15 protein-coding genes are annotated in these 17,210 nt (G+C 67.7%); 5 read left to right on the top strand and 10 right to left on the bottom strand.

The features are described 5' to 3' along the window. Positions 1-243: 243 nt before the first annotated feature. The 10 genes from AB4850_RS05370 to AB4850_RS05325 all read right to left on the bottom strand — a co-directional run bounded on the left by AB4850_RS05370 (position 244) and on the right by AB4850_RS05325 (position 10,464). Entirely contained in the window at positions 244-780 is a 537-nt protein-coding gene (locus AB4850_RS05370; RefSeq protein ID WP_414441567.1) for a cytochrome b, read from the bottom strand. A gap of 318 nt (positions 781-1,098) precedes the next feature. After that, positions 1,099-1,878 carry a peptidoglycan DD-metalloendopeptidase family protein gene (locus AB4850_RS05365; RefSeq protein ID WP_414441566.1) on the bottom strand — a complete coding sequence of 260 codons (780 nt, stop codon included), beginning with the start codon at positions 1,876-1,878 and terminating at the stop codon, positions 1,099-1,101. 104 nt (positions 1,879-1,982) lie between these two features. Continuing rightward, positions 1,983-2,294: a cupin domain-containing protein gene (locus tag AB4850_RS05360; protein WP_414441565.1), complete on the bottom strand. Its 312-nt coding sequence runs from the start codon at positions 2,292-2,294 to the stop codon at positions 1,983-1,985. A gap of 335 nt (positions 2,295-2,629) precedes the next feature. After that, positions 2,630-2,959, bottom strand: a complete 330-nt coding sequence (locus AB4850_RS05355) for a DUF4148 domain-containing protein (protein ID WP_414441564.1) — start codon at positions 2,957-2,959, stop codon at positions 2,630-2,632. A 205-nt stretch (positions 2,960-3,164) separates the two neighbouring features. After that, entirely contained in the window at positions 3,165-4,577 is a 1,413-nt protein-coding gene (gene gndA / locus AB4850_RS05350) for an NADP-dependent phosphogluconate dehydrogenase (protein WP_414441563.1), read from the bottom strand. Positions 4,578-4,684: 107 nt separating this feature from the next. Continuing rightward, positions 4,685-5,308, bottom strand: a complete 624-nt coding sequence (locus AB4850_RS05345; protein WP_414441562.1) for a DUF938 domain-containing protein — start codon at positions 5,306-5,308, stop codon at positions 4,685-4,687. 124 nt (positions 5,309-5,432) lie between these two features. Next, on the bottom strand, positions 5,433-6,332 hold the full coding sequence (locus tag AB4850_RS05340) for an NAD-dependent protein deacetylase (protein WP_414441561.1): 900 nt from the start codon (positions 6,330-6,332) through the stop codon (positions 5,433-5,435). A 443-nt stretch (positions 6,333-6,775) separates the two neighbouring features. After that, positions 6,776-8,344 (bottom strand): purine-cytosine permease family protein, encoded by a 1,569-nt coding sequence (locus tag AB4850_RS05335; RefSeq protein WP_414441560.1) that lies wholly within the window; start codon positions 8,342-8,344, stop codon positions 6,776-6,778. 200 nt (positions 8,345-8,544) lie between these two features. Further along, entirely contained in the window at positions 8,545-9,936 is a 1,392-nt protein-coding gene (locus AB4850_RS05330; RefSeq protein WP_414441969.1) for an NAD(P)/FAD-dependent oxidoreductase, read from the bottom strand. A gap of 183 nt (positions 9,937-10,119) precedes the next feature. Next, positions 10,120-10,464: a cupin domain-containing protein gene (locus AB4850_RS05325; protein WP_414441559.1), complete on the bottom strand. Its 345-nt coding sequence runs from the start codon at positions 10,462-10,464 to the stop codon at positions 10,120-10,122. A 199-nt stretch (positions 10,465-10,663) separates the two neighbouring features. On the opposite strand from AB4850_RS05325, the gene AB4850_RS05320 reads away from it, so the two are divergent. The 5 genes from AB4850_RS05320 (at position 10,664) to AB4850_RS05300 (ending at position 17,151) form a co-directional block, all read left to right on the top strand. After that, on the top strand, positions 10,664-11,494 hold the full coding sequence (locus tag AB4850_RS05320) for a helix-turn-helix transcriptional regulator (protein WP_414441558.1): 831 nt from the start codon (positions 10,664-10,666) through the stop codon (positions 11,492-11,494). 163 nt (positions 11,495-11,657) lie between these two features. Next, entirely contained in the window at positions 11,658-13,151 is a 1,494-nt protein-coding gene (locus AB4850_RS05315; RefSeq protein ID WP_414441557.1) for an aldehyde dehydrogenase family protein, read from the top strand. A gap of 203 nt (positions 13,152-13,354) precedes the next feature. Further along, positions 13,355-14,101, top strand: a complete 747-nt coding sequence (locus AB4850_RS05310) for a hypothetical protein (RefSeq protein ID WP_414441556.1) — start codon at positions 13,355-13,357, stop codon at positions 14,099-14,101. A gap of 87 nt (positions 14,102-14,188) precedes the next feature. Continuing rightward, a complete protein-coding gene (locus AB4850_RS05305) occupies positions 14,189-14,494 on the top strand; it encodes a YciI family protein (protein ID WP_414441555.1) in 306 nt (101 codons plus the stop codon). Positions 14,495-14,994: 500 nt separating this feature from the next. Beyond that, positions 14,995-17,151 (top strand): TonB-dependent receptor family protein, encoded by a 2,157-nt coding sequence (locus AB4850_RS05300; RefSeq protein WP_414441554.1) that lies wholly within the window; start codon positions 14,995-14,997, stop codon positions 17,149-17,151. Positions 17,152-17,210: the final 59 nt, after the last annotated feature.

Below are 17,210 nucleotides of genomic sequence, written 5' to 3'. Positions count from 1 at the left end.
GATCGGGCGGGCACGCGCGAGGCCGCGTGGTGTTGCGATGCCGCATCGATTCATGTGGGAATGCGAAACGATTCGAGGAAGGCGCATCGTGAAGCGCGGCAAGCGCGAGATGCGATCACAGCCGGGGGCGACCCGCCGTTTGAACCCGACGATATGTTGCGGGCGCAACATCCCGCGATGGCGCGGCCCCGGAAAACAGGCCCCGTATACGGAAACCGAAACGATCGGGCCGTGCTGTCGCGCTTACGGCAGGATTCGGCGCAAGGTGGTGTCGCGCTTCACGAAGTGATGCCAGAGCGCGGCCAGCGCATGCAGGCCGATCACGTAATAGAACAGGTTTCCGAGCAGCTCGTGGGTTTCCTTGAGCGGGCCGCGCAGGGCCGGATTGGCGTCGAACAGCGTGAACGACAGCCCGAGCGGCGCGATCGTGACCGGATGCCCACCCATGTTGACGAACGCCATGCCGAGCAGCGGCTGGCCGAGCGTGAACAGATACAGCGCGAGATGCGAGAGCTTGGCGAGAAACCTCAACACGGCCGGCTGCGGCAGCGGATCGGGATGACGCGAGCCGAACCGCCAGAACACCCGCAGCACCGACAGCAGGAACACGGTGGTGCCCGCGCAGAAATGCACGTTCATCCAGAACGTGCGGCTATCGGTGCCCTTCGGCCCCCGGATCTCGATCGCCAGGTAGGCCAGCGCGATGCCCAGCACGATCGCCCAGTGAAACGCAATGGCCGGGCGGTTATAGCGAGGCTGGGTCGCTAGGATGTTCTTCATCGGGGCTCCGTTGGTCTTTCTTTATTGTGGAATCGCCTCCGGCGCTTGGCGGGCCGGGGCTGAAGCCGCGATTGTACCGGGCCGAAATGACGCGAGGCAGATCGAAACGCAAGGAATTCGGCGAGAGAAAACGCGCTGCGACAAGACGCCGGGGGATGGGCCGCGTGCAGCATCGAACGTTCCGTCAACGTCGCGCCGCGGGGCCTTTCGGGATGCGCCGCGAGTGGCGCTGCGGGAACAAAAAACCCGCATCGCGCGAGCGCACGATGCGGGCAGATCGAAGCGGAACGGGCACGCGGTGGCGCGTGCCCGCCTGCCTCAGTTGTTGCGCGGCAGGAACGTGATCGGATCGGCCGGCTTGCCGTCCTGGCGCACTTCGAAGTCGAACGACGCACGGCCATCCGGATTGGTCGCCATTTCGGCGATCGGCTGGCCCGCTGTCACGGCATCGCCTTCGTTGACGAGCAACTGGCCGTTATGGCCGTAGGCCGTGATCAGGCCGCTTTCGTGCTTGAGGATCACGAGCGGGCCGTACTTCGCGACACCGGTGCCGGCATACACGACGCGGCCCGGCGCGGCGGCGCGCACGGTCTTGTCGCCCGTCGAGGTGATCGTGATGCCGCGCGTCTTGCCGGGGATGAAGCGCGAGGTCACGGTGCCCTGCGCGGGCCAGGCCAGCGGCGTGGTCTGGGTTTGCGCCTGCGCCGCTTGCGTGTCCGGCAATGCGGAGACGGACGGCGCGGCGCCGGACGGCACGGGCGACGTCACGACGGTCGCACCGGGCGGCGGCGAGACGCGCAGCACCTGGCCCGGCGTCAGCATGTCGGTGGGCGCAATGCGGTTCCAGCTCGCCAGATCCTGCACGCGCTGGCCGAAGCCGGCCGCGATCGACGGCAGCGTATCGCCGGGATTGACGCGGTAATAGCCGGCCAGCACGCCGGCTTGCCGGGTGGGTTGCGGCGCGCTCGACGGCTGGTACGAGTCCGTCCACGGCGTCATCGTGCAACCGCCGACGAGCGCGGCGCCCGCGGCGAGCAGCGTCGCACGGGACACGGCGCGACGGTACGTGGTGGTTTCGGTGAAGATCGTTCTTCTCAAGCTGCCTCCCTGGTTTCGCTTCGCTTCGCTGCGCCCGGCCGCGCATCGCATACGCGAGCCGGACGCGTGGCCCGGATCGGGCCGCCCCCGTGGGTGTGGGGGCTTCAGACGCTGCCTTCGGTTTCCACGACGAGAATACGAGCTTCTCCGCGCGGATGGGCGACGTGCTCCGTGCCCACCGTGGCATGAAAGATGTCGCCGGTTTCGAGCAAGGCTACCTGCTCGCCGGCGGCATCGCGATAGTGCATGTCGACTTGTCCGTCGAGGACGACGAACACTTCCTCGCCGTCGTTCACATGCCAGATGTAGGGCTGGTCGGTCCAGTGGAGCCGCGTGGTAATGCCGCGCATATTGGCGATATCGAGCGCGCCCCAGGCGCGTGACGCGGTAAAAGTCTTGCTGCGAATGAGCTTCATGTCGGATTCCGGCATGGCGGCGGTGGCGCCGCCTTCTCGCCGCGCGGCCCGGCCAGGCCGCTGCGTGCCCGTCGGATAGTACCTGCTCGGCGCGAATTTCGGAACCATCGCACCCTGATTCCCCGCACGGTTGGACAATTTTGCATCGTTTCCGGACCGGTAGCGGCATCGTTCGCCGTTCGGCCAGGACGGCTGAACCGGGATGATTCACGCAGCAAAAAACAAGCCCGCGGTTCCTTTCGGAAACCGCGGGCTATGACTGCGACGTACTGCTACCACGTCAACCGGCTATCGGTGCGGATGGCTCGGCCTTGCGGCGCGCCACCCGCTTCCGATCAACGACCCTTGTAGATCGGGGCGCCGTCGGCGATGCGGCGAACCTTCGACGGCGTGCCCGATTCGGCGGCAGCGGCCGGTTGCGAACCGTAGCCGCTGGTGTCGGCGTTGGCGTAGTTTTGTTGCGGGTTGACGCGGGCTTCAGCAGCCTGGATGCCGGCCGGGTAGTCGGTGCGATCCGTACCCGGTTGGTAGCCGGCCTTTTCCAGTTGAACCAGTTGCGCCTTCACTTCAGCGCGGGTCAGCGGGCCGTTCGATTGTTGGGCGAACGAAATGGCCGGCACGGACAGAACAGCAGCGGCAGCAACAGCAGCGATCAGCGTTTTCATGATTAAACCTCCGAGACATTTTTTTTGCTTCACCGCACACACCATGTGGGCAGCGAGTGATGTGAAGTCTAGTCTCGTTCGAACCTAGGGAAAACCACTAATCGCCGAAAACACTGTTCTTCGAACGATAACAATCCGCCGATACCGGGGCTATAAACCCTATTGATGTTGCTGGTATCTGCAACAATTACCGTTCGTGTCCGCCTTACGCCCAATCGGCGTGGAAGCTGCCGGGCTTGTCGGTACGCTCGAACGTGTGCGCGCCGAAGAAATCTCGCTGCGCCTGCACAAGGTTCGCCGGCAGGCGTTCCGAGCGATAGCTGTCGAAGTACGCGACCGCCGACGAGAACGCCGGCACCGGCACGCCGGCCTTCACCGCGGCCACCACCACGTCGCGCAGCGCTTCCTGGTAATTCGTGGAGATGTCCTGGAAGTACGGATCGAGCAGCAGGTTCGCGAGTTCCGGGTTGGTCGTGTAGGCATCGGTGATCTTCTGCAGGAAGCGCGCACGGATGATGCAACCGGCGCGGAAGATGCGCGCGATTTCGCCGAGATCGAGCTTCCACTCGTATTCCTTCGAGGCCGTGTCGAGCTGCGCGAAGCCTTGCGCGTACGAAATCACCTTGCTCAGGTACAGCGCGCGGCGCACCGCTTCGACAAAGGCCGCGCGATCGCCGTCCGGCTTGGCCGGCGACGGCCCCTTGAGCACCTTGCTGGCGGCCACGCGCTGCGTCTTCAGCGACGACAGCACGCGCGCGAACACCGATTCCGTGATCAGCGGCAGCGGCACGCCCAGGTCGAGCGCGTTCTGGCTGGTCCACTTGCCGGTGCCCTTTTGCGCGGCGCGGTCGAGGATCACGTCGACCAGGTATTCGCCGGTCTCGTCGTCCTTCTTGTCGAAGATCTTCGAGGTGATCTCGATCAGGTAGCTGTCGAGCTCGCCCTGGTTCCACTCGGTGTAGACCTTGCCGAGTTCCTCGTTCGACAGGCCGGCCACCTGCTTGAGCACGGCATAGCTTTCGGCGATCAACTGCATGTCGCCGTATTCGATGCCGTTGTGGACCATCTTCACGAAATGGCCCGCGCCGTCCGGGCCCATGTAGGCCACGCACGGCTCGCCGTCGCCCGGCGCCTTGGCGGCGATCTGCTTGAGGATCGGCTCGACCAGGTCGTAGGCGTCGCGCTGGCCGCCCGGCATGATCGACGGGCCGTGCAGCGCGCCCTCCTCACCGCCCGACACGCCCGTGCCGATGAAGTGCAGGCCCGATTGCGCGAGTTCCTGGTTGCGGCGGATGGTGTCGGTGAAATGCGTGTTGCCGCCGTCGATCAGCACGTCGCCCTTGCCGAGCAGCGGCTTGATCGCCGCGATGGTGGCATCGGTCGGCTCGCCGGCCTTGACCATCAGCAGGATGCGGCGCGGCGTTTCGAGCGACGCGACGAACTCCTCGAGCGTGTAGGTCGGAACCAGCTTGCGATCGGGGAATTCGGCGATCAGCTCGTCGGTCTTGTCGCGGCTGCGGTTGTACACGGACACGGCGTGGCCGCGGCTCTCGATGTTCAACGCCAGATTGCGGCCCATCACGGCCATCCCGACTACGCCGATTGCTTGTTTGCCCATGGTTCATTCTCCGAAAAAATCCTGGCGCGGCCCGGCCGAGCCGCGCGCCTAGCCGTAAAGGATAAGGGAAAACCTGTCGGCGGCGCTTGGTCGCGCCGCGCAGGTGTTCAGCGCGCGCGGCGGCGAAACGCGACGCTCAGGTTGTTGGCCGGCATCTCGACGACGCGTTCCGGCTCGAATCCGTCAGCCTGCGCGAGTTCGGTCACGGCCTCCAGGTCGCGAATGCCCCATGAAGGGTCGCGGCGGCGCAACTGCGCGTCGAACGCGGCGTTCGACGGCGCGGTGTGCTCGCCGTTGCGACGGTACGGGCCGTACAGCAGCAGTACCCCGCCGTCGCCCAGCACGCGCGACGCGCCCGCGATCAACGCGCAGGCCGCGTCCCAGGGCGCGATATGGATCATGTTGATGCAGACCACCGCATCGGCCGCGTCGAGCGGCCAGGTGGTGGCGCGCACGTCGAGCTGGCGTGGCGCGAGCAGATTGGGCAGCGCGGCATCGGCAGACCAGGCGGCGATCGAGGCCAGCGCGTCGGGATCGGGGTCGGTCGGCTGCCACGCGAGATGCGGCAGCGCGGCGGCGAAATGCACGGCGTGCTGGCCGCTGCCGCTCGCGATTTCGAGCACGGTGCCCTGGGCCGGCAGCACCTCGCGCAGCACCGCGAGGATCGGCTCGCGGTTGCGTTCGGCGGCCGGCGCGTGCAGACGTTCGGGGGGCGTGATCGGGTGGCTCATGCGGGAAGCGCCTCGGTGCGAAAGGATGCGAAGCGCGCAGTGTGCCGGATTGGCGCGAGGCGCGATAGCGGGCGGGCGCGCGCCCTGCCCGCGCGGCCGCTTCGGGGCTTCGGGGCTTCGGGGCTCAGGCGCCGGCTTGCTCGCCGTGCGCCGTGTCGGCCAGGCCGAGCCGCGCGGCCAGCGCATCGAGCGCCGAGCCGCACGCCGCCTCGATCTTCAACGCGAGCAACGGATCGGCGCGCGTGCGGCCGAGGTTCAGCGCGGCGACGGGCTTGTCGCGCTGCTGCGCCCAGACGCAGAATCGGTAGCCCGAATAGACCATCAGCGACGAGCCGACCACCAGCACGGCGTCGGCTTCGTCGAGCGATTGGCTGGCGGCCGCCACGCGCTCGCGCGGCACGTTTTCACCGAAAAACACCACGGCCGGTTTCAGCATGCCGCCGCACAGCGGGCAGGCCGGCACGCGGAACGCGTCGAGCGTATCGAGTTCGAGTTGCGCGTCGCCGTCGGCCAGCGGCACGGCCTCCATCGCGAGCAGCGCGGGGTTGTCGGCCTCGAGCATCGGCTGGATCGCGGCACGCGCGTGATGGGCGCCGCAGCCGAGGCAGGTCACGCCGTCGATGCCGCCGTGCAGCTCGATCACGCCGGTGCTGCCGGCGCGCTGATGCAGGCCGTCGACGTTCTGCGTGACCAGCCGGCCCACTCGCCCGGCCGCGCCGAGCCGGGCCAGCGCACGATGCGCCACGTTCGGCCGGGCACGCCCGACAACCGGCCAGCCGAGCATGCTGCGTGCCCAATAACGGCGGCGCGCGTGCTCGGAACCGACGAATTCCTGGTACTGGATCGGTTGGGAGCGCATCCATTGGCCGTTGCGATCGCGGTAGCCGGGGATGCCGGAATCGGTGCTGATGCCGGCGCCGGTCAGCACGAACAGGCGCGGATGGCGTTCGACGAAGGTATGCAGCGCGTCGAGCGCTGCCGGGTCCGCCGTGTTGGCGTCGAACGTCGTATCGAGGTGGGTCATGGCTGGGTGGGGTGGTCCTGCCGGCGGCTTCGGGCGGAACGCCGCCTCGTGCGCCAGCGAGCGATCATCATACCGAAGCAGGTTGGCCCGCGTGACACGCCGCGCCAAGGCTCGATTACAACGGGGCCGGAACGAAAACGAATGGGATCGATGCCGGCTGAAACGCCCGAACGGCAGGCCTGGCAGGGCTTTGTCGTTGCACCAACACAACGAATGACGAAATCGCTTGCCAAGCCTAGTACTAACCCTTAGTATTGCGTCTGTCTCCTCCATGTCTCCAACATGGATTCAGCCCGCAACAGTGTTGCGGGCTTTTTCTTTTGTGCCGCCGGTTCTCTTCGGCACCGTTCCCCCGCCTACCCTCCGCCCAGCGCCACGGCGATCCCGAGCACGCTCCACTACGCAAACGCGACGATCGTGCCTACGCCTGAAGGCCCACGCGCCTACAGGGCGCCACGGCCGATCCGGGCCGCGCTGTCCGTTTCGCCTTCGCCGCGTGCGCTGCCGATATCACCACCGGTGCCGCCATGCAGCGCGCCGCGCACCAGCCGCCGCCCGGCCGGGCCGTAAACCGCATCCGGTTCCGGAAACATCGTCAGGAGTGCCAGATACAGCGCGCCGCCGAGCACCAGCGACACCGGCACGCTGAGGTCGAGCCCGCCCGCCAGGTTGCCGAGCACGCCCACGAACTGCCCCGGCAGATTGACGAAGGCCAGCCCGAGCAGCGCGGCCGGCAGCCACGCGCCCATCGCGCGCAGGTTCCAGCCGTGCGTGAACCAGTAATGACCGCCGCGCCCGCCGCGATTGAACACCTGCAGATCGTCAGCCAGGTAGAAACCGCGCCGCGTCACGTAGCCGATCACCATGATCGCCATCCACGGGCAACTGAACGTGCCGATCAGCGTCGAGAAGGTCGACACGCTCTCCACCAGGTTGAACGCGAAGCGCCCGACGAAGATGAAACCGATCGCCAGCGTGCCGATCAGCAGCGTCGCGCGCACCCGGTTCAGCCGCTTCGGGAACATGCTCGACATGTCGAGGCCGGTGCCATACAGCGCCGTGGTGCCGGTGGACATGCCGCCGATGATCGCGATCACGCAGGTCGGCAGCAGGAACCAGCGCGGCGACACGGCGAGCAGGCCGCCCACGTAGTCGTTCGACGCGATGAACGACGGCGCGTGGGTGGCGATGATGGTGGCCGTGGCCAGCCCGAAGAAGAACGGCACGAAGGTGGCCAGTTGCGCGACGAACACCGCGCCCACCACGCGATGGCGCGGCGTGGTGTCGGGGATGTAGCGCGTCCAGTCGCCGAGCGTCGAGGCGAACGACACGGGGTTGCTCATCGCCACCAGCGCCGCGCCGCAGAACGCCGCCCAGAAGCCGGGGCCGCCGGCGTGCAGCGTGCCCGCGTAAGCGGCGTCGAAGGCACCCGAGAACGCGAACGCGCCCACCACGAACATCAGGCTCGCGGCCCACACGGCGATCTTGTTCACCCACAGCATGAAGCGGAAGCCGTAGATGCAGACCACCAGCACCAGCACCGCGAACACCAGGTAGGACAGCCCCACCGTCGCGCCGTTGACGGGCAGCCCGACCAGGCTGTGCGCGCCGCCCACCAGCGCATCGCCCGAGCTCCAGACCGCCAGCGAGAAGAACGCCACCGAGGTCAGCAGCGCCAGGAACGAGCCGACGATCCGGCCATGGATGCCGAAGTGCGCGCCCGACGACACCGGATCGTTGGTGCCGTTGCGCGTGCCGAACAGGCTCATCGGCGCGAGGATGCAGGTGCCGGCCAGCACCCCGAGCAGGATCGCGAGCGCACTGTCGCGAAACGACAGCCCGACCAGGATCGGAAAGCTGCCGAGCACGCAGGTGGAGAACGTATTGCAGCCGCCGAACAGCAGCCGGAACAGGTCGATCGGCCGCGCGTAGCGCGAGGCGTCGGGAATGCGTTCGAAACCGAAGGTCTCGACCCGCGTCATGCTGGTGTCGTGGTGGGAGGTGTCGTTCATTGTCTCGCTCCATTCGGGCGTCGGTCCGGCCGCGTTCGCGGCCTGGCCGGCGTGTTGTGCCGATCGCTTGTCATGCGGATGCGCGCGGGGCGTCGCGCCCGCGCGGGTCGTGCGGTGTCAAAAACATCGGAGAACGAATCGATGGCCCGATGCGGGCGTGGCGCGGCGGCCTGCCGGCCCACCACGCCACGCGCCACGCGTCACATCGGGAAACCCATCGCCTTGATGCCGCGAATCCAGGCGCGCTTCCAGCCGCCCTCTTCATCCGCGCCATCGAACGCATGGAACGTGAGCTTCGCGGCCAGCCAGCGCACCGGCTCGGGCGGGATGTAGGTCGGGCTCTGGTTCGCGATGTCGAGCCCGCGCTCGGGGCTGTCGCGATCGAACAGGATGTTCAGGCCCATGAACGCGCCGAAGCGGCTGGCCGCCACGCCGAAGCCCGTATAGCCGGCCACGAACACGGCCTTGTCGCCAAGATAGCGCTTGGCGAACACCGAGCCGCGCGAGCAATAGTCGATCGGGCCGCCCCAGGCATGCGAGAAGCGCACGTCGGCCAGTTGCGGAAAGGTGCGGAAGAACGCCTGCGCGAGCCGCGTGTAGGTGTCGTGCCGGCCGTCCTGCTCGGGGTTCGGGTTGCCGTCGAAGTGATAGCTGACCAGCCCGCCGAAGATGATGCGGTTGTCCTTCGTCAGCCGGAAATAGTTGAGCTGGGTACGCGTGTCGTAGATGCCCTGGCGGTTGCGCCAGCCGATCCGCGCCAGTTGCGCCTCGCTCAGTGGCTCGGTGGCGAGCACATGGTCGCGCACCTGCAGCACGCGGCGGTTGATGTCGGGAATCCCGACTTTCGCCGTGCCGCTGCCGAACAGCACGCGCGGCGCGCGCACGCTGCCGTTCGGCGTGGCCGCCAGCACGGTGGCGCCCTCGTCGCGCACGTCCTGCAACGGCGTGTGCTCGTAGAGCCGCACGCCGAGCGACAGCGCGGCGCGCTTGAGGCCCCAGGCCAGCTTGGCCGGATGCACGATGCCGCTGCGGTTGCGCGACCACAGCGCGCCGGCGAACAGCGGCGAGTTCAGTTGCTCGAGCGTCTGCTGCCGGTCGAGCAGCACCACGTCGTGGCCGTAGCGCGTGTGCAGCGCATGATCGTCGCGCAGGTGCGCGACATGCTCCGGCTCGACCGCCACCGTCATCTCGCCGTTCCATTCGATATCGGCATCGATGCCGTAGCGCTCGAGCGTGGCCTCGAAGCCGTCGAGGTTGTGATGGCCGAAACTTTCGAGTTGCGCGATGTCGTTCGGAAATACGCGCACCGCGTTCGGCAAGCCGTGCATCACCGAGGTCGAGATGATCCCGCCCGCGCGGCCCGACGCGCCATGCGCGACGCGCCCCGCTTCGATCACCACCACGTCCAGCTCCGGCATCTGCTCCTTGGCCTGCACGGCGGCCCACAGGCCGGTGAAGCCGCCGCCGACGATCAGCAAGTCCGCCGTGGTGTCGCCCGACAGCGCGCCTTCGGCCGGCGGCTCGGCCGGATTGTCGAGCCAGTACGGCATCAGCTTCGCACCGGACAGCGCGCGCGCCGCGTCGGCCGGCATGGCCTCGGGCGCGGTGGATGGGGATGCCGTCGCGCGCGACGGTTCGGCGCCGGCCCCGAGGCCGGCTTCACGATGGTTCGCAGTGTCGAGCATCGCGAGCCTCCTGACGAAAAACGCCGCCGCCGGCGGCGCGGGTGGAACGGGATCGCGTGGCGCGGCGCGCGAGGCGCCGCACCGCCGCGCTCAGGCCTTTTCGAGCACGACGTAGAACTTCTTCGCGTCTTCCAGCGTTTCCCAGCGGCCCGCGAAGCCGGCCGGCAGCAGATAACCCTGCCCCGCCGCGAATTCCTTGCGCGTGCCTTCGGCATCGGTCAGCGCGATGCGCCCTTCCACCAGCCACACCGCCTCGTCCGCTTCGGTGGCGGGGAAATCGACCGCACCGACCTTGCCCTCCCACCAGCCGACCACATGGCCGCCGCTCTTGCCGGCGCTCGCGCGCCAGTCGCATTCGTCCATGCCGTAGTCGAGCCGCGTGAAATCGCCGAGGCCGGCGCCGAGGGGAACGATGTCCTGAACCAGTTTGCTCATGTGCGTGATTCCGTGAATGAAGTGTGGTGAGGACTGTACCCACGAGGCGCGGGCCGGTATGCCCCCCCTCAGGGGGGGCAAGCCGCGTTTCGTCGGTGCGCGATGCGCGCGGGGCGCGGCGAATGCATTGGAAAACCCTGCTTGCCGGTGCCACCGGAGCGTGCTCTATAATCGGTTCGCCTCCATTCCGGCACGCATCATGGCCGTTCAAGCCCTTTCTTCTCCCGCCGATTCCGCCCCGATCCCGATCTCGTTCCAGACGCTCGGGCGCGTCATCGATTCCGTCGGGACACCTGAATTCGTGCCGCGCCTGACCGTGCTGCTCAACGAGATCGTGCCGGTCAACGTGGTCCATATCGAGCGCTCGCGCACCGATTCAGCCATGCCGAGCGGGTTTCGCGCCGAATGGGTCGGCAGCGGCGGCGTGGGCATGGACACCAGCACGATCGCCGACGTGATGACGCTCTACTACGACCGCTTCTACGATCGCGATCCGCTGTTCGCCGGGATTCGCGGCGAGGTGGGCACGCTGCTGGTGGTGCGCGACGTGGGCGCGATTCCGCCCGGCGAATTCCGCCAGCGGCTCTACGACGAGGTGCAGATCGCACACGAATGCGTGCTGGCGCGCGGCACGCGCCACGCCCAGCACTCGATCGCGCTCGAACGCGACACGCGGCAGCCGGCCTTCTCGCTCGCCGAAATGCAGCGCTTTCGCACCGTCAGCGATTGCCTGTTCCCGCTGCTCGAATTGCACGCCTCGACCACCGCCGCGCGGCGCATCGCGCATTTCACGCCGCATCTGCACCCGCTCGCGCAGTTCGATGCACGCATCGCGCGCGACGGCTTGCGGCTCTCGAAACGCGAATACGAGATCTGCGCGCACCTGATCGGCGGCAAGACGGTGCCCGAGGCGGCCGACATCCTGAGCGTGCGCGTGGCGACGGCCGAATCCTATGTGAAGCGCGCGTTCGCCAAGCTCGGCGTGCGAACCAAGCGCGAGCTGATCACCTGGGGCCAGCTCGAACGCTGACGCGGCCTTGCCCGACGTTCCACCGTTTAGCATTCCCGAACGCTTGCATCGATCCGTATCGATGTGGACATTGTCATTTCACGATTCGTCCGCCGTGCGAACTCCCCTACCATCGTCGCGACGCGGGCGCTCGCCCCGTGCATCGAACCACGGAGACATCCCGATGAGCCTTGTTCCGACCCGTCGCGCCCACGATGGGCTCACCGTCTATCCCGCCGCCACCATCGCCGGCACGCCGCGTTTTCTGAGCACCGATGCCAGCGAGGCGAGCGAGGCGCACACGCCGCTGCATCACGCAGCCACGGGCGCGGCCGCCGGCTGGCAGGAGCACGCGAACGCGGCACTGATCGGCGAGGCCGTCAGCACCGCGCGCGCTGCCTTGCCGGGCTGGCGCGCCACGCCGGCCGCCGAGCGCGGCCGCTTGCTGCGCGCGATCGCCGACGGCATCGACGCCGATCGCGAGGCCCTGGCCGCGCTGCAATGCCGGATCAGCGGCAAGCCGCCCATGGAAGCCGAGATCGACGCGAGCGACGCGGCGGCAACCTTCCGCTATTACGCCGGGCTGTGCGACGACACGGCGATGTTCGCGCCCGAGCCGATCGCGCTGGATGGCGCTGACGTATCGGCCGAACGCAGCTACGACGCGCTCGGCGTGGCCGCGCTGATCGTGCCGTGGAATTTCCCGATGGTGACCACCGCCTGGAAGCTCGCGCCCGCGCTGGCGGCCGGCTGCACGGCCGTGCTGAAGCCGTCGGAGCTGACCTCGCCGGTCGAGCATCGCCTGATCGCGTTGGTGCACGCGGCCGGCGTGCCGGCGGGCGTGGTCAACGTGGTGAACGGCGGCGCCGAGGTCGGTGCGCAACTGAGCACCCATCCCGGCATCGACAAGATCTCGTTTACCGGCAGCACCGCCGCCGGGCGGCACGTGATGCGCGCCGCCGCCGAACGGATGACGCGCGTCACGCTCGAACTCGGCGGCAAGTCGGCGCTGATCGTTCGTGAGGATGCCGATCTATCACTGGCCGTCTCGCTTGCGGTGGGCGGCGCGTTCACGAACGCCGGGCAGATGTGCTCGGCCACGGCGCGCATCCTGGTGCATCGCAACGTGAGCGCCGCGTTCATGGCGGCGTTCGAGGCGGCCGTGAAGGCGCTGGTGGTCGCGCCGCCGCACGTGGGCGGCGTGTCGATGGGGCCGCTGATTTCGGCCGCGCACCGCGCGCGCGTGGACGCCACCGTCGAGGCCGGCCTGGCGGCCGGCGCGCGCGTGGCGTTCTCGGGGCAACTCGATGCGGCCTGCGAGGACGGCTTCTTCCGCGCGCCGATGGTGGTGGCCGAACCGGCCACGGACAACCTGCTGTGGACCGACGAGGTGTTCGGCCCGGTGGCCTGCGTGAAGTCGTTCGAGCACGACGACGAAGCCGTCGCGCTGGCCAACGATACGGACTACGGATTGGTCGCCACGGTCGTCACGCGCGACGAAGCGGCCGGCCGGCGCATGACCCGGGCGCTGCGCGCGGGGCTGGCGTGGCTCAACACGCCGCAACTGATCTTTCCGCAGGTGTGCTGGGGCGGCCTCGGCCTCAGCGGCATCGGGCGCGAACTGGGCGTGGCCGGCTTGCGCAGCTATCAGGAACTGCGGCACCGGATTTCCGCCTGAGCGGATCGGAGCCAATCGGATCAGATCGGGCCGGCCGGGCGCCCCGCGGCGCAAAACCGGCCCGCGCCGCCGCCCTGCAATATGACGTCGTCATGTCGGCGGCGCACGCCGAGCACCCGCGCCACAGTCCCGCCCGATCGAAGGCCAGTCGAAAGCTGGCCTCAATAGAATCGGCGCCGGACCAACCCGGGATGCCCGAAACAATGAAATTGAAGACTTGCTGGATGCTGGCGCTGCTGGCCGCACCGATGCTCTCCCACGCCGAAACGATCGCCGCCCCCGCCATCAAGGCCGGCGATACGTGGGCCTACCTGAACACGCTGCAAACCGGCGCGGACACCACCAAGCAATCGCATGACAGCATCGTCGCCCTGCGCACCGATGCCGATCACATCTACTTCGAGATCGAGACGGCCGGCTCCACGCAACCGCCGCTGCAATCGGTGGCCGGTGCAAACTGGAGCCGCTCGCGCGAGCTGAACGGCGTCGAGACGGTGATCAGCGAGCCGCTGTCGTTCCCGCTGACGGCCGGCAAGCAATGGCGTATCAAGTACACCGAAGCGCAACCGAACGGGCAAGCGGTCACCCGTACCTACGACACCACGCTGCGCGTGGTCGGCCACGAGGCGGTGGACGTGCCGGCCGGCCATTTCGACGCGATCAAGATCGAAGGCAACGGCCAGTGGACCAACCACACCGCGCCGGCCCAGCCGAACGGCAAGCCGGCCGATGTGTCGGGCAAGCTCTACAAGGCGTTCTGGTACGTGCCGAAGATCAACCGCTGGGTGAAGTCGATCGAGCAGTTCGACAACCCCAACGGCAAGCACTCGCAACGCATGACTTCGGAACTGGAGTCGTTCCAGGCCGGCAACGGCAAGGTCGACGCCACTGCGGCGCCGGCCGCACCGGCCAGGAGCAAGGGCAAGACGCCCGGCGCCTCGATGATCTAAGCGCGGCGGCGCATCGCGGTGCTGCGCCGAGCAGCCCGCGGTGCTAGGCTTGGGGCCTTCGTCCCTTCTCCAGCCCCAAGGCCGCCCATGCTCTTCGCCATCACGCTGCTCGACCGTCCGAATTCGTTCGAACTCCGCACTGAAACCCGCCCCGCCCACAAGGCCTATTTGTCGGCCGCCGGCGAGCGCATCGCGTTTGCCGGCCCGCTGTTCGGCGACGACGGCAAGACCCCCGCCGGCAGCCTGCTGGTGATGGATTTCGACTCGCGCGAAGCCGTGCACACCTGGCTCGACGGCGAGCCGTACACGCGGGCAGGCGTGTATGGCTCGCGCAGCGTCCTCCCGTTCAGCAACCTGTATCCGCAGAAAGTCGGCTTCCCGCCCGAGGCCTGATTCGCCTGTCAACAAGCCGCCCGGCCCCGCGCCCGGCGGCCCCGCCCGATTCATCCACCGGGTAGATGGCAGTCATCAAAATATTTCATATACCGAAATAAAATCGATGGCATAGGGCCGATGCCTCGATTTCTCCCCGGTCGCTCGACCGCCGGGAACGCCCAGCCAGTTCGTCGCCGTACGACAGCCACGCATCGACCCATTCAGCCCGACCCGCGAACGACGCCACGACCGTCGAGCCCGCGGCGTCGTGCCGAGCCGTAGTACCTGCCGGCCTGCGCCGGTCGCTCGAACCCGGTGGTGCCCGGATCCCTGACCCGTCATCGCTTCACACTCGTCCGACCGGCCGCAATCCGTCTGCAAATAGACATGATTCTCATTCCGATAACGCCGATCATTCGCCGTCAAGCCCGGCGAACGATGCGCGGCCCGGCAGGTTCGCTACCCGCGAAGCCGGCGGCAACACCGTTTCGAAACACAACAACAGGACACACCGCATCATGGCAAGGACTGGCCGCCATTTCACCGACACCACCCGGCTGACCCGCTGCGCGGCGCTCGCCGCACTCGCCTGCGCGGCGCTGGTCGATCCGGCATTCGCTCAGGAATCCGACACGACGTCGCAGGACACGCCTCGGGAAGCACGCAAGGAAGCCCCGAAGGAAACGCTGAAGAACACCACGCTCGACGCCATCAACGTGTCGGGCGACTGGCTCGGCAGCGGCTTGCAGAACAGCGTGAAGACCTTCGCGGGCGCGCGCACCGTGGTGAACCACGACACGATCGAACAGAGCGGGGCGTCCAGCATCGGCGACGTGCTGCGCCGCGTGCCCGGCGTGCAGGCCACCGACAACTCCGGCTCGGCCGGCAGCGCGATCTCGCTGAACATCGGCGTGCGCGGCCTGACAGGCCGCTATGCGCCGCGCTCGACGATCCTGCTCGACGGCATCCCGCTCGCGTTCGCGCCGTACGGCCAGCCGCAGATGTCGTTCGCGCCGATCAGCCTCGGCAACATCGAATCGATCGACGTGGTGCGCAGCGGCGGCTCGGTGCGCTATGGCCCGCAGAACGTGGGCGGCGTGATCAACTTCCGCACCCGCGAGATTCCGAACACGCCGGGCCTGACCGCCGACGCCACGATGCGCGAGAACATCTACACGCACGGCGGCGCGAGCACCCAATACAGCACGTTCCTCGGCACGCAGCTCGACAACGGCCTCGGCGTGGCGCTGCTGTATTCGGGGATGGCCGGGCGCGACTGGCGCGTCGGCAGCGACGAGAGCGTCAACGATCTGCAATTGAAATGGCGCTTCGAGCTGACGCCCAGCTCCGAGCTGTACGGCAAGTTCTCGTACTACGACGTCAAATCGCACACGCCGGGCGGCCTGACGGTGGCGCAATACAACGCCGATCCGTTCCAGAACACGCGGCCCACCGACTTCTGGTACGGCGACCGCAAGGGCTTCGACGTCGGCTACCTGAACACCATCTCGGCCACCCAGGAATTCGAAGTCCGAACCTTCTACAACGAGAGCTACCGCACCAGTTCGCTGATCAATGCGGCGCGCACGCAGTTGCAGGACCAGCCGCGCACGTATTCGGTCTACGGCATCGAGCCGCGCTACACGCAGCGCCTGACGCTCGGCCCGACCGCGCACGACGTGACGGTCGGCTACCGCTACATTCGCGAGCGCGGCACCGACAACAGCTTCAACCAATCGATCCTGACCGGCCTGATCAGCAGCCCCACGCGCTTCGACAATTCGACCGATGCGAACGCCGTCTATATCGACGATCGCATCGCGTTCGGCCGCTGGCGCCTGACGCCGGGCATCCGCTACGAGCACATCGAATCGACGCGCCGCGACGACATCCTGAATCAGAGCTTCGGTTCGAAGAACAACAAGCCGCTGCCGGCCGTGAATCTGTCGTACCTGCTGACGCCGACGCTGACGCTGTTTACCGACTACAGCACCTCGTTCGGCCCGGTGCAGAACCTGCAGCTCAATTCGCAGTCGTCCGGCAACCCGTTGCAGCCGGAAACCGCGAAGACGTTCGAAGTGGGCGCGCGCTGGACCAGCCGCCAGGTGCATGCCGAAGTGACCGCGTTCAACATGCGCTTCGACAACCAGATCCTGCAGGTGGTGGGCTCGGTGCCCGCGACGTTCCAGAACATCGGCGCGACACATCACCAGGGCATCGAAACGGCGTTCGACTACGAATTCGCCGACGACGGCCCGCTGCGCGGCCTCGACGCCTACGTCAATTTCACCTACACGAAGGCGATCCAGGAATCGGGGCAGTTCGCGGGCCGCGACGTGCCGTTCTATTCGCGCTTCACCGACACGCTCGGCATGCGCTACAAAACCGGCGCGTGGACCTTCAACGTCTCGAGCACGCACCAGAGCGCGCAATACTCGGACACCGCGAACACGGTGGCCGAATCGGCCGACGGCAGCGTCGGGCGCGTGCCGGGCTTCCGCGTCTGGAACCTGCAGGCCGACTGGAAGATTCCGAAGATGAAGGGCAGCACGCTGACGGCCGGCATCAACAACGTGGGCGACGCGCGCTACTACACGCGCAACGTCGACGGCAACGCGGGCCGGATGGTCGGCGCGCCGCGCACGGTGTACGTGCAGGGGCGCTTCGTCTATTGAGCGTCGCATGAAAAACGGGGGCGCGCCGGCATGACCCGGCGCGCCCCCGCTGGCTCGAA

It is taken from the genome of Burkholderia sp. 22PA0106, from assembly GCF_047497155.1.
Lineage (GTDB): Bacteria > Pseudomonadota > Gammaproteobacteria > Burkholderiales > Burkholderiaceae > Burkholderia.
This window is presented reverse-complemented; position numbering and strand designations above follow the sequence as displayed.